This is a genomic window from Bradyrhizobium sp. 157 (assembly GCF_023073815.1).
Classification (GTDB): Bacteria; Pseudomonadota; Alphaproteobacteria; order Rhizobiales; family Xanthobacteraceae; genus Bradyrhizobium.
On record NZ_JADPKF010000091.1, the window covers coordinates 529,965 to 542,135 of the forward strand.

Annotated in this window: 12 protein-coding genes; 8 read left to right on the forward strand and 4 right to left on the reverse strand. The window is 57.2% G+C overall.

The genetic code is table 11. The annotated features are described in order from the left end of the window. The first annotated feature begins 791 nt into the window (after positions 1-791). A complete protein-coding gene (locus tag IVA95_RS29245) occupies positions 792-1,325 on the forward strand; it encodes a recombinase family protein (protein ID WP_247513607.1) in 534 nt (177 codons plus the stop codon). Here the strand turns inward: IVA95_RS29245 and IVA95_RS29250 are convergent. Then, positions 1,228-3,912, reverse strand: a complete 2,685-nt coding sequence (locus IVA95_RS29250; protein WP_247513608.1) for an AAA family ATPase — start codon at positions 3,910-3,912, stop codon at positions 1,228-1,230. The genes IVA95_RS29245 and IVA95_RS29250 overlap by 98 nt on opposite strands. 139 nt (positions 3,913-4,051) lie before the next feature. Between IVA95_RS29250 and IVA95_RS29255 the strand changes: the two genes are divergently transcribed. The 4 genes from IVA95_RS29255 (at position 4,052) to IVA95_RS29270 (ending at position 7,246) form a co-directional block, all read left to right on the forward strand. Then, a complete protein-coding gene (locus tag IVA95_RS29255) occupies positions 4,052-4,420 on the forward strand; it encodes a type II toxin-antitoxin system RelE/ParE family toxin (RefSeq protein ID WP_346658067.1) in 369 nt (122 codons plus the stop codon). Then, the gene (locus IVA95_RS29260; RefSeq protein WP_247513609.1) at positions 4,417-4,758 is read left to right on the forward strand and encodes a helix-turn-helix transcriptional regulator; all 342 of its coding nucleotides are present in this window, start codon (positions 4,417-4,419) and stop codon (positions 4,756-4,758) included. Before IVA95_RS29255 ends, IVA95_RS29260 begins: the two co-directional genes overlap by 4 nt. 15 nt (positions 4,759-4,773) lie before the next feature. Further along, a complete protein-coding gene (locus IVA95_RS29265) occupies positions 4,774-6,087 on the forward strand; it encodes a DUF2130 domain-containing protein (protein WP_247513610.1) in 1,314 nt (437 codons plus the stop codon). 100 nt (positions 6,088-6,187) lie between these two features. Next, on the forward strand, positions 6,188-7,246 hold the full coding sequence (locus IVA95_RS29270) for a hypothetical protein (RefSeq protein ID WP_247513611.1): 1,059 nt from the start codon (positions 6,188-6,190) through the stop codon (positions 7,244-7,246). Between the two features lie 272 nt (positions 7,247-7,518). On the opposite strand, the gene IVA95_RS29275 is transcribed toward IVA95_RS29270, so the two are convergent. After that, on the reverse strand, positions 7,519-8,211 hold the full coding sequence (locus IVA95_RS29275; protein WP_247513612.1) for a helix-turn-helix transcriptional regulator: 693 nt from the start codon (positions 8,209-8,211) through the stop codon (positions 7,519-7,521). On the opposite strand from IVA95_RS29275, the gene IVA95_RS29280 reads away from it, so the two are divergent. Continuing rightward, on the forward strand, positions 8,210-9,229 hold the full coding sequence (locus IVA95_RS29280) for a zinc ribbon domain-containing protein (protein ID WP_247513613.1): 1,020 nt from the start codon (positions 8,210-8,212) through the stop codon (positions 9,227-9,229). The two genes, IVA95_RS29275 and IVA95_RS29280, sit on opposite strands and share 2 nt — an antisense overlap. A 973-nt stretch (positions 9,230-10,202) precedes the next feature. Here the strand turns inward: IVA95_RS29280 and IVA95_RS29285 are convergent. After that, positions 10,203-10,523 carry a helix-turn-helix transcriptional regulator gene (locus tag IVA95_RS29285; protein WP_247513614.1) on the reverse strand — a complete coding sequence of 107 codons (321 nt, stop codon included), beginning with the start codon at positions 10,521-10,523 and terminating at the stop codon, positions 10,203-10,205. Then, a complete protein-coding gene (locus IVA95_RS29290) occupies positions 10,520-10,894 on the reverse strand; it encodes a type II toxin-antitoxin system RelE/ParE family toxin (RefSeq protein ID WP_247513615.1) in 375 nt (124 codons plus the stop codon). The genes IVA95_RS29285 and IVA95_RS29290 overlap by 4 nt, the downstream gene beginning before the upstream one ends. A 192-nt stretch (positions 10,895-11,086) precedes the next feature. On the opposite strand from IVA95_RS29290, the gene IVA95_RS29295 reads away from it, so the two are divergent. After that, a complete protein-coding gene (locus IVA95_RS29295; RefSeq protein WP_247513616.1) occupies positions 11,087-11,596 on the forward strand; it encodes a hypothetical protein in 510 nt (169 codons plus the stop codon). Further along, entirely contained in the window at positions 11,593-12,102 is a 510-nt protein-coding gene (locus tag IVA95_RS29300) for a hypothetical protein (protein WP_247513617.1), read from the forward strand. The genes IVA95_RS29295 and IVA95_RS29300 overlap by 4 nt, the downstream gene beginning before the upstream one ends. Positions 12,103-12,171: the final 69 nt, after the last annotated feature.

Sequence of the window (12,171 nt, forward strand, 5' to 3'; positions counted from 1 at the left end):
CAACTCGCAAATTTGCGGCACCCGCCCGCCGCTGACCTGCACCGGGCCGATCAGGCAACAGGCGAAAAACCTCAAACGAAGCCTACCGTCCGGAATAACGACCGCGGCCAATGAGAGCAAAGCGTGAGCGCTGGCGCGGAAGCGAAAACATGACGCTTCTCGGCGATTCCCTGGTCCTCTTTCGGACGTCAAACACCTATCTCCAATCTCGCGCGTTCGGTTCTGCCGGTCGGCAACTTCCCCACGCGAATGCCATCACGTGATGCCGGTTGCCCGACCGCTGCTGTGCAGCTCATGTCGCTGACGTCATTTCTTCCGACTGCGCGGGCAATATCGCTGCTGCTTGGTCCACATGCTGACAGCAGTGCGCAAGCGGACAGGACCGCAAGCGCGCGGAACGTTCTCATGAAAATCTCCTGATCTGGTTTGGGCTGTGCTTTGGCCTGGAGGGGTACTTGAATTCACCGGTCAACCACATGAGCAACATCCAGGGCACGCCCACGATGACGAGCCCAATGAGGACCCCGAAAGCCACAGCAAAGACCATTGAAGCCTCCAACTCTGCTCTTCCCCCCAACAGAACGCGGGGTAAGTCGGCGGCGTAGATTCGCAAAATTTCTGATTTACGCTTTAGGCGCTTAGGCGACAATAATGACGAAAATGAAAAGCGTTCCGGATGTTGAGTCAACCATGCATATTGTTGAAAAGATTCACCAAGGGACGTAAGCGGCTCCAAGATGCCTAGCGGTCCCGCCCTCTTGCAAAATCAGGAGTATTGCAAGGGCCGCGGCATGATCTACGGCTATGCCAGGGTCAGCACGGGAGGCCAGTCATTGGCGGGCCAGCTCGCCGCGCTTGGCCTGGAAGCTGGCCGTATATTCGCTGAGAAGATCAGCGGCGCCGAGTCGAACCGGCCGCAACTCAAAAAGCTCCTTCGCACGGTCAGGGCGGGCGACGTGGTCGTTGTGACGCGCCTGGATCGCATGGCGCGGTCAACACGCGACCTTCTGAACATCCTCGCGCACTTGGAGCGCAAGAAGGCGGGTTTCCGGTCTATAGGTGATCCCTGGGCGGATACGACAACGCCGCACGGTCGCCTTATGGTCACCGTTATGGGCGGCATGGCCGAGTTCGAGCGCGAGCTGATCCGGGCCAGGACCGCCGAAGGGAGCAAGACTGCGGCATTTGCGGTGATCGAATTCCGCCCGAGGGCCAATGACCAATGCTTCAAAGCGTGTCGGCTGCCATCGGACTCTTTTCAGAATTGCGGCCTTCCTCCTCGAGTTTTTTCCGGCGAGTATTCGCCGCGACCACATATGAGTTGAGCTTGTTAAAATCCGCTTCTATCTCCGTGAATTTGGGAAGATCAGCCGGGACACCTGCGGCTTGATCATGGCCGGAGTACTTCGAGCACCGCGTCATTCCAGCGTACACCGCCTCATAGTCCGACTTGTCGACATGGGCTGCTCTTAATTGCATGGTAGCCACGTTTGGCCGAAATCGCCCGACCACGCCGGCGAATAGAACTTCCTCGATGGTGTGCTCCCAGGTCTCGCGCATCTTGGTGTAAACACCGGTCACAAACGATCGCTCGGCCTCGTCGGCTTCCGAATACGTTGGCTTCTTTGCTTTGAGCAAGCCGTCGATGATCGGAAGCCTCTTGGCAACGCTCATCGAAATCCACGGTTGCTGGCCGACGTCGATGATCCCGAAGCGTCCATCACCATGCTTGGCAATCCATTCTTGCCGCAGCGGGACCTTCATATCTTTAGCTTCTTCGAATACGGCGTAATGAAAGAACAGGTTGTGCGTGAAGATGATGACTTGCCTACCGGCTTTCGCCTCTTTCACTAGTCGCTTTGCGACGGCCTCCATCCGGGCATGATCAAGCGACGATACCGGATCATCAACGACGATGCCGTGCCTGACGCCGACCTCTTTAAGCTCGGCAAGAAAGCCTGCCAGAGCAAGTGCGCGTTTCTCTCCTTCGCTCAGAATGTCGCTGTTTTTGCCGACCTTCTGCTTGGTCTCCAGCCCGATCTGAACTTTGCTCTTGCCCACCTCTCCACGGTCAGACAGCTTTAACGGCAGGTGCCCGAGGTCGAGGGCGTCAATCTCGTCCTGAAGACTATTTTGCAGCGACGTGGTCAAAACCTTGCGCCGCATACGCGTAATGAGCGCCGTGATGCCGGCCACAGAACAGGCTGTTGTGCAGGCCTTGGTCTTGACCAGCAGCTCAAGCGAGTTGCGCCGGGCCACGAACGTTTCGATATCGGCGGAGAACTTCTTCCGCGCTTCAAGTTCATCTAGCTTTTGCTGACGCTGAAGGCGTTTGGCGGCCTGATCCGGCGTCGGTTTCAGGTCGTCGATCTCCTTCGCAAGGACAGTGGCTTCTGCCACCAGATCGTCGATCACTGTGCGGTCGAGATCCGGGAGACCGTCAAGCCCCGCGTAGTCGACGGCCCTAATGGCTGCTGAAACAAGACTGTGGCGCTCCTGGCTGGCGGTGTAAAACTGCTCAAGCCGGTCCACCAGCGCGTGGCGGGATTCCGATGCCTCGACGAAATTTACCAGCTTGTCCTTGATGTCCTGACCGCCAGCAATTCTGAGGTCGAGGATCGCTTTGGCCCTTTCGCCAAAATCCTTTTTGGCCGCCTCAGCATCCGCATTGGCGCGGCCTTCAACGTACGCGTCAAAAGCGGCCAAGCGCGCTTGTGCCCGCGCATCGAGCGGCTGATGGCAGAGCACACAAGTATTGGCGTTAGCCAGCTGGGGCGGCTCAACGGTGGGGAACGCTTCGGCCGCGAAATCGCGGGCATACATCAGCATCTGACGCCAAGTGTCGCTGCCCAGCTGCGGGACCGCTGATTCTGTTGCCAAAGCGGAAGCGGCTGCTTTCGCGGCGTCTCGCGTCTGAGCGGCTTTCTGCCGCGCCTCTTTCAAGCCCGCCAGACCGTCATTGCCGATCGCCTTGAAAATGGCGTTCGCATCGGCGACGATCGTGTCGACCGCTGACTTGGTCGCCTCTTTGACTCTCTTTACAAGCGCCGGGTCGCTCCCCAGCTCCAGCTTTATGGCCTGAAGATCAGCCTCGTCCTTCTCTTCCCACACGGCCAAAGCACGCATGGAAGCCTCGTCTGGCAGGTGCTCGTCAGCTTTCACCTTTGCCAGCATCATCGAGATCTTTGTGGTCTTGTCATATCCCTGCGGCAGTGGCGCTTGATGCGCTTTGACCAGTCGCGCTTCTTCTACCCTGAAGCGGCCGTCCAGGGTGCGTACCGCCTCGGCGAGATTGGTCAGCAGCGCGAGTTCGAACGGTAAAAACTCGATGTTGCGCTCAGCGTCGACGTAAAGCCCGGCCGCATCACTGTCGAAGACGGATATGCGGCCCAGCTCGGGCGGCGGCGCATTCCGATCATCCCAAACGACGGTACGGGCCTTCTCCCCATCGACGCGGAAGGTCAGGGTAACTTCGCGCGGATCGGCCGATGCCGGCTCGAACACGTTGCCGCGCAAGGTCACGTCATGCAGACAGTGGCAGATTTTCTTGGCAATGCGACAATAGCCGCTCTTGCCCGAGCCGTTGGCCCCGTAGATGAGTGTGATGCCATTGATAGCGAACTTGAGCGGTGGCTGCTTTGCCGCCAGACGGTCAATGTTGCGAAGCGGGCCGATCGAGCCCAGAACGGTGACGGGAGCGAACTTGTTGCCAGCCTTGAGATGAGTCTTGGTCAAGGCAGGCCAGACCGGCGACGTTCCCGCGGTGATGCCCGCATCCTTCTTTACAGCGTCCTCCAGCTGGTCGAGTTCTTCAGCGTCCAGTCTCGGCTTGGCGGTCAAGAGCCGGATGGCTTCCTGTTGCCAGCTGGGACGTGTGGCACACCAATCAAATAAATCGCTGTCGCCTGTCATGGCTACCCAATGTCGATTGTAGGTATAACTAGATAAAATCATTGATTGCGCAGTGGATGTCTCTCGGGTTGCATTGTCAAGCTGCAGGCTGGGGACACTGTTGACAGTACCCTATAGGTATATTGCTATATTCGAGTGAATGATCTACTGCGCGCGATCAAACCCACAGTTTTCGTGGGTTCGAGCAAGAAAGACCTGCGGGCGTTTCCCGTGGCTGTCCGAAGCGAGATTCGGCCAGTCCCTTTTTGAAGCGCAGCTCGGCGAACATCCGCGGAATGCGAAGCCGCTCAAAGGTTTCAGCGGGGTTCTGGAGATTCGCGACAACTTCGACGGCGATACCTACCGGACCGTCTACACAACGCGGCTGGAGGGCGTCCTGTACGTCCTGCACGCGTTTCAGACGAAATCCACCAGCGGAATCGCCACTCCGCAAAGGCACGTTGACCTCATTCGGCAACGCCTACGGGAGGCTGAGGCTATTCATAGAGCAACAAAAGGAGACCGATGATGAGCATCAAGAAGAAGCTGCCCGCCCACAGCCGGGGCTCCGGCAACATTTTCGCTGATCTCGGCCTGCCCAATGCCGAGGAGCATCAGCTCAAAGCTGCCCTTGTTGTCCAGCTGAAGCGGCTGATGGCTGAGCGCGAGATCACGCAGACCGAGGCCGCTAGGCTGGTCGAAATGAAACAACCTGACTTATCCAAGCTGCTCCGGGGTCAATTTAAGCTGGTTTCAGTGGAAAAGCTGATGCGGATGCTGACAGCGTTCGACCAGGATGTCGAAATAACGGTAAAGCCGCACAGGAAGCGCGGCGAGGCCGGCCGGATTACGTTCATTCCGGCCTAAAGGTACTGGGGGGTCATGACATTCAAAGCAACCGTGGCTGGAGCCGCGCATGAACCCCTCCTGAACTGCCCCAATTGCAATTACGAAATCCGGCTGACGGAGTCTCTGGCGGCCCCCCTCCTCGCGGAGACCCGCCAGCGTTTCCAGGAACAGCTTGCCAGCAAGGATGCCGAGGTCGCGCGCAAATCCGAGGAGCTGAGCCAGCAGCGCGAACAGCTCGCCAAATATCGGGAAACGCTCGATGACCAGGTCAAGCAACGTCTGGCCGCAGAGCGGAGCCAGTTGGTTGCCGCCGAGGCCAAAAAGGCGCGCGAAGCTGCCGCAGCCGAATTGAAGGCCAAGGCAGACGAGACGGCCGAGCTCCGCCAAGCGTTGGAGGCCAACAACCTCAAGCTGGCCGAAGCGCAGCAGGCCCAGGCCGAGCTGATGCGCAAGCAGCGGGCGCTTGATGAGGAGAAGCGTGAACTCGATCTGACCATCGAAAAGCGCGTTCAGGCGTCGGTCGACCAGATTCACGCAAAAGCTAGGCAGGAAGCCGATGAGGCCGCACGGCTGCGGGTTGCGGAGAAAGACCAGACCATCGAGTCGATGACGCGGACCATCGAGGAGCTGAAGCGTAAGGCCGAGCAGGGATCGCAGCAGTCGCAGGGTGAGGTTCTCGAACTTGAGCTTGAGGAACTTCTGAAAAGCCGTTTCCCTATGGACGCCATTGAACCCGTCGGCAAGGGTGAGCTTGGTGCCGATATGATCCAGCAGGTCAACGGCCAGCTTGGCCAGCCTGCCGGCATCATCCTGTGGGAGACCAAGCGTACCAAAGCCTGGAGCGACGGGTGGCTTGCCAAGTTGCGCGACGATCAGCGCCGCTCCGGGGCCGATGTCGCGCTCATCGTTTCTCATACCCTGCCCAAACACATTGAGCATTTTGACCTGGTTGACGGCATATGGGTGGCTCACCCGCGCTGTGCCTTGCCGGTTGCCGTCGCTCTGCGCCAAGCGCTGATCGACGTGAGCAGCTCTCGTCTCGTCCAGCAAGGGCAGCAAACAAAGATGGAGCAGGTCTACCATTACCTGACCGGAACCAAATTCAAGCAGCGTGTGGAAGCCGTAGTCGAGAAATTCAACGACATGCGCGACGATCTCGATAAGGAGCGCAAATTCATGGGGCGCCAGTGGGCCAAGCGCGAGATGCAGATACTGGCGGTCGTCGACTCCACGGTTGGCATGGTCGGAGACCTTCAGGCGATCGCTGGCAAGGCCATGCCGGAGATTCCGAGCTTAGACCTGCCGCTGCTGGAAGACAGCATGAGCACGGAACGGGAGGCCGGATGAGTTGGCGGGACGTATCCAGCATTGTGCTAGCGGGATTTCAGAGAGAACACTGACCAACGGGGTAACAACGCGAAAGCGCGAGTATTGGAGTGCGTTGACCATGGCCGGCTTTGAGCGCCATCGACTTTTTCCGTACTATCTCAATAGCCGGCGGCTTGGCTTACTCGCTGACGTTAATTTCGCGATCGAAGCGCAAAACCCGCTCGTCGAAAATTCAGGCGATCGGGTACTTGCAATGAGAGACGTTGCCGCGACAGCTCAAGACCTGTTGCGACAAGGTCGGTTTTCAAATCTCGCCGAGGTTGTTGCCACCAAGGATGTCGACGACAAACGCATTTTGGGCTTCGTCTGGGGCGTCTTTACGTTTTCCGGTGCAGCCGAGGCGATCAGGCGGGCACAAGAAGGAAAGCCGCCTAGGAACGCCACCCTGAGAGGTGCTATTCCTCTAGCGGCAACCGAGTTCGACATGCTTGGAGAGATGAGCAACGATCATTTCTTCTCGACAACCTCTGTCGGGGTATTAAAGGGCAAGAAGCGCATGCTTGTTGCCGGTCATTTCGAATTTCATGGTCATAGAGTTGAGGTTTTTCCTTACATCATCGGCGAGGAGATCGAAGCTGCCGGTCCCCTTCCGATGCCTATTGCAACGTCGATCCGCGTCTATGCGCAGGACATCGATCAATTCTCACGGGTCGAGCACAGTCCCCAACCAACAGCAGCCGACCTCAAAGCAATCGAGAACATGCCTGAGGTAGCGGTGAAACAAGCCTTCGCCGACATTATCGGGGAGCCTTATGTATCGAAGGATTGGGGTGGCGAGAAATCCGACCTGCAGACGGCGCGCTTGACGATCGAAGACAAGCCGACATCGGCAGCCTTTATATTTAAAGGACCGTCCGTGTCTGGCCCGCTCCATCCCGGCAACATGGGCAAGCGTGGCGATCAACTGATCCGCGCGTTCGATGAACCGGTCGATCTGATCGTGGTGCAGCACTGCAATAAAATCGAAAACACCGTTGTTCGTACCACTGAGAGCCTTGCGTACGATCCGCGCCGGCCACGACGATACTGCATCATCGACGGCGCCGAGACGGCGCAAATTCTGTCTGCGTATGGCAAACTAAACGGACAGCGGGCAAAACCACGCGCGAAAAAATAAGTCATGGTTTCCCGCGCTCATGTCAGCTAGCGGATGAAACGCGCGGCGACGCACAATAAAAAACGTCCCCTGCAGAGCAGAGGCGTTTGACTTGACTATGCGACCGTTCCATTAGGGTTCGGAGAGTCTGCTGACAGCCGAGATAGCGGTTGGTTCATCCGGAGCGCGATGCTCCAGGCAAGCTTAGCAAACTTAACTTCGGCAAAAGCCGCACATTGCAACTTTGGTCAACCGAGGCCTGCGCAAACCGTCAGTCGATCCGCAGGCTTACCCTAGGCGAACCTGGACTTCCGCGGGATATACAGCTCATTGATCTGCCGGTCGGTCGGGACGATGACGAGAAAGCCGATCGTCACGTCCCAGGAGGGCTTGTCGCCCCAGTCCCGCCCGCGAAACTTGCGGTCGCGTGTGGCAATGTAGGCATGCGCGCCCTTCTCGCGGAGATCCTGCAAGAGATCGTCCAGATCCTTGGCGATGCCAAGGCGACCCGACATCGGGAAGTCGTCCAGGTCCATCAGCTCCTGCACGTAGTCGCAGAAGCCGGCCGCGACTTCCTTCGCCGCGTCCGACAGGCCATCATAGACGTCGAACGACATCGCGTTGACGGCGTCGGCAAACCGCATCGCCTCGGTTCCCGAGGCCAGCGCCTCGGCCTTGACCCGAACGCGGTCGGGATGCTGGTCATCGAGACTTTTCTGCTGGATGGCCTTCAGCCCGTCGAAGAACTTCAGGACCTCCTCAGCGAACTTGGGATCGTCGAACACATCGGGATTGTCATAACCCAGCGCCTTGGCCAGAGCGCGCCGCGAGGTGACGTTGACGGTCTTGCCCGCTTCGAAGCGCTGCACGGTCCTGATGTCAACGGAGGCGTTGGCAGCGAGGGCTTCCTGGGAGAGGTGCTGGGCCTCGCGGATACAGCGGGCCCAGAAGCCAAGCATTTTCGGATCGATGAGGATGGTGTTCATGTCGTTCTCCTTTGACCAAACCATAGGCCAAGGGGGCCCGATCCGAACATGGCAGGATGCCGACAGTGCACGACAAGGCCGGCGGATACCCTCAGGCGGGCAAAAATTGAATGACCCCCGGCGAAACACGCGTCTGGTTGGTTTGGGCGTCGGTGACCAATATGGGCACGCCGGGGTAGACGTTGGGCCAGTCCGACGTCTCATTGATCCAAGCGGCTGCGCTCGGCGACAAGGTGCAGGCTCGGCGCGAGGATCGCGGCGGCCCCAAAGGCGCCTACGCGACCCGCCAAAGAACCTGCTTTCCGGTCTGGTCAAATGCGGATGCTGCGGGGCGGGCTACGTCGTTGGCGGCTGGGACAAGCGCGGCTCCCTCCTGGTCTGCACGCGCATGAAAGAAACTGGCCTTTGCGATAACCGGCGCACCGTGGCGCGCGAGGCAATCGAGGCGCTGGTGCTGAAGGGGATCGAGGAAAACCTGGCGGCTCCCGAACTGATCGCCGAGTACGTCCGTGAGTATCACCGGATGTCGCGCGAATTGCACAGCTCCACAGCTAACCGCCACCGCGACCTCGAAAAGCGGCTGGGCAACATCTACGGCGCGATTGCAAAAGCGGTAGACGTCTTGCTGGCTGAAACGCCAAGCCGTGCCCTACGGGGCCGCCTCGCGGCCCTGGATGCCGAACGCGACGAGATCGAGGCGGAGATTGCGGCCGTCGCCCCTCCCGCAGTCGTCTTCCATCCGCATGCGGCGAACGCCTACCGCGACAAGGTGCGGAACCTGAAAAGGGCGCTAGCCGAATCAGACGAGGACAGCCGTAAAGAGGCCAACGAGGCCATTCGCGAGATTGTCGAGAAGGTCGTTATTCATTCACGCGGGGCGTACAAGCCGGTGGAGGTCGAGATTTACGGCCAACTCGCCGCCCTGCTCAGGATTTCCGAGAGGGCGGCTGAACCCCTAGAGTCTAGGGAAGCGTTGGTTGCGGGGATAGGATTTGAACCTATGACCTTCAGGTTATGAGACGGATGTCAATTGATCTAATAAATTGATATTACTCTATTATCTCCTCTCAAAATCTTTTTGTGCTAGCATTTCTAAATTAGCGGCTTAAGACACCCAAAGTGTGATAGATGTCACACATTTAGGCAGCATTCTTGACGAAGCTCCCACCTGCTATCGCCTCGCTACCGAGCTCATCCGCCGGAGCTATGCCTTGCCTCTCCCTAGGTGAATCCGAAGTAGTGGATCTCTTCTGATCGCCTGACCTTGCTTTCCGGTACGTGCTCGACTCCGTCAGAATCAACAAAGGCACCCTTGACCGCGATTTCTCCGTTCTCAAGGGCGCAGCGCCATCGGGGACCTTTGCTCCTCAAACCCGTGATTTCCCTCCCCTCGTTCTCAAGCCACCTTTGCACAACCAACCCAGGCTGACCGGAGGTCAGGACTTCTTCCCCTACCCACACCTTCGTGGAAGGTGCACCCAAAGATGCCCCGACGTCCGTAATACTCATTTCACTTGCGTATCTGCTCCTTACCTCAAACCTGGGAGAGTTCGCCTCCGCAAACTGCATTAAACTCGGTTTGAGCATGTGAATGAGCTGTTTGGTGGCTTTGAAACCTAGATTGGGGTCTTGGAAGTACCGCCCTCTAAGACCATCGGCAGAGTTGTAAAACAAATCAAAGGTCTGTGGAGATACCAGGACACGGAAGCACACCTGTCGAGCCGAACGCTCCGCCCGATCTCTTGGGTTCGCTGTGCGGTATGGCTCCAACCAAATTCTCAGGATCCTCGCCTCTGAAACTATAGACTCCACAATAGTCTCAAAGCTGCAGCCACCATCAAGAAAGGTCCGCCGTTCGACCGAGAAGTTCGACGTGTCCCACATGCGCCCGAGCTAACTTTGAGGCAGACGCTGCTCGCGTCCTATCTTGTTGGAGGGCGTTGCGATCGTGCACACAATAATGGTGGCTAGGCTGTATGCCTGAAACGATCTTAGGCAGCAGCTCGCGAAGATGCGCGGCGAGCTGGCTTATGGCGAATAACCACGTCTACCCGATAGTTAAGCCGATCTAGGCATCGAACAATTCTGTCGATCGAGAACTTCCCTACACGGCCGGTGACCAAGGCTGATACATCGGGTTGTTTGAGACCCAGCAGCTCTGCAGCCTTTGTTTGAGTAAGCTTGCGACGCTTGATGATCGCACGAAGCTCACGGATAAGCTTGGCTTTGAGGAGTTCCTCTTCAGGATTGGCAAAGCCAAGGTCAGCGAAGATGTTTTCGCTGCCGGCGGTTGCTTTGATAGCCTTACTCATTTCTTGCCTCCTTTTCCGTAGTTCTCCAGGTAATGGGCTTCGGCTGCCTTCAACCTGGCCTGGATCACCTGGATGTCGTGCTTCGGTGTCTCAATCCCCTTCTTCGACTTCTTTTGGAAGGCATGAAGGACATAGATGACGCCCGCGAAGCGCAGGGTGTAGACGGCTCGAAACGTATCACCATCTTCATCGTCGACGACCTCCAGCACACTCCGGCCGCCAAAACCCTTCAAGGCCTTGGCACGAGGATGCTCGTCGCCGTTCTGTGCATCGTTGACCGCAAACCCCATGACGCGGCGAACCTCGTCCGGGAAAGCCCGTAAATCGTCCTTTGACGATCCGATCCAAACTACGGGCTTCTGTGTGGTCATTCGTCCTTAGCTTATAGCACTAGTGCTATATTTTTTTCAAGGGTTTCCTGACAGGCTTATAAATGGCGGATTTCCGGCATTGCCGCTCGACGACTCTTCAGGCCCCCGATCCTCAATGTCGTTAGGCGTACTTTTGATGGCCTCGATCTTGGGTTGAAGATATGTTCCTCGCCGCTATTGGAGACTGACGAGATGTTGGAAGACAAGAAGTTTAACGTCGAACATGCGTTGCACCTGTACGCCGACAGTTTCTCACTCTTTCCTGCCCGCGCCATCTATGACGAAGAGGCACTTAAACCGTACATGTCGGTGATTGAGCGTTGCCACATCTACCTTATTGGCAAAGTCCCCAAGATGGACTTCGTAGGGGCCAGGCAATCAGAACGGACCCTGTACGTCTCAATGAAAGTGCTTGGCAAAACGTACGAGGTCGACTGGCCTATTCCCGACGGCATGAATCTGAAGGAAGAAAATGGAGCCTGGTTTCTCGTTGATGAGCAGGGAACGCGAGGCTTTGTGACTCAAGACGAGATATTCCAAAGAATGGCACGGCTCCATGATTGCCTACTGTTTGACATCCAATACATCGGGCAAGCATATGGCGCAGATGGCTCCCGCAACGCTCTGGATCGCCTCCGAAAGCACGAAACCTTGCAAAAATCGCACTCCAGGGCGTGCCAGACGGATATCGTCTTGAATTGATTTTACTTGAAGTGGTGCCAGGCACTCGTGTGATCACTGTATTCAACCCCAAGGCCGAAGACCAAACTCAAGGCGGCGAAAGGATCAAAGCCGGGCTGGATAAGCTTTTCGGCACCGACGAGAAGGAACGAGTGAGCCTCTTTGAGGCGGCATTTATTCGCTACTTCAGGCCGACCTTCAACGAGAAATTCAAAGACAGCTTTCCGTCGACGAACATGAAGGTGCTCCAAGACTGCTACGCCAAAGACTTCTCGGCGATAATCGCTGAAATTGGATTCGATGAACTGCCCTACAAGCTCTTCTCTGACCAGGTTGAAGTCAAGGATCACCACATGGCCAGCTATAACCTGAGTACTGAAGAGGACCGAGCGGTCTTCTTCTCCCCTGCAAGGAAACCTGCAGCCCATCTGCTGAAGCTGGTGGACGAGATGTCAAATCTCACGGTAGGAGAATCCGCGAACCTATCGAAACTACTTAAAGACAAGTGGCAAACTCCAAACCGTTGAGGTCGGGTTAGGCAACTTTCGTCGGAAGGCCGCCGTGCAAAAACGGAATCGTTTTGACCAACACCATTT

What these genes read in the sequence shown, in the direction of transcription:
- IVA95_RS29265 (WP_247513610.1), top strand. Translation starts at nt 4,774, where the DNA reads ATGACATTCAAAGCAACCGTGGCTGGAGCCGCGCATGAACCCCTCCTG.
- IVA95_RS29255 (WP_346658067.1), top strand. Translation starts at nt 4,052, where the DNA reads ATGATCTACTGCGCGCGATCAAACCCACAGTTTTCGTGGGTTCGAGCA.
- IVA95_RS29245 (WP_247513607.1), top strand. Translation starts at nt 792, where the DNA reads ATGATCTACGGCTATGCCAGGGTCAGCACGGGAGGCCAGTCATTGGCG.
- IVA95_RS29260 (WP_247513609.1), top strand. Translation starts at nt 4,417, where the DNA reads ATGATGAGCATCAAGAAGAAGCTGCCCGCCCACAGCCGGGGCTCCGGC.
- IVA95_RS29280 (WP_247513613.1), top strand. Translation starts at nt 8,210, where the DNA reads ATGTCGTTCTCCTTTGACCAAACCATAGGCCAAGGGGGCCCGATCCGA.
- IVA95_RS29285 (WP_247513614.1), bottom strand. Translation starts at nt 10,523, where the DNA reads ATGAGTAAGGCTATCAAAGCAACCGCCGGCAGCGAAAACATCTTCGCT.
- IVA95_RS29295 (WP_247513616.1), top strand. Translation starts at nt 11,087, where the DNA reads ATGTTGGAAGACAAGAAGTTTAACGTCGAACATGCGTTGCACCTGTAC.
- IVA95_RS29270 (WP_247513611.1), top strand. Translation starts at nt 6,188, where the DNA reads ATGGCCGGCTTTGAGCGCCATCGACTTTTTCCGTACTATCTCAATAGC.
- IVA95_RS29290 (WP_247513615.1), bottom strand. Translation starts at nt 10,894, where the DNA reads ATGACCACACAGAAGCCCGTAGTTTGGATCGGATCGTCAAAGGACGAT.
- IVA95_RS29250 (WP_247513608.1), bottom strand. Translation starts at nt 3,912, where the DNA reads ATGACAGGCGACAGCGATTTATTTGATTGGTGTGCCACACGTCCCAGC.
- IVA95_RS29275 (WP_247513612.1), bottom strand. Translation starts at nt 8,211, where the DNA reads ATGAACACCATCCTCATCGATCCGAAAATGCTTGGCTTCTGGGCCCGC.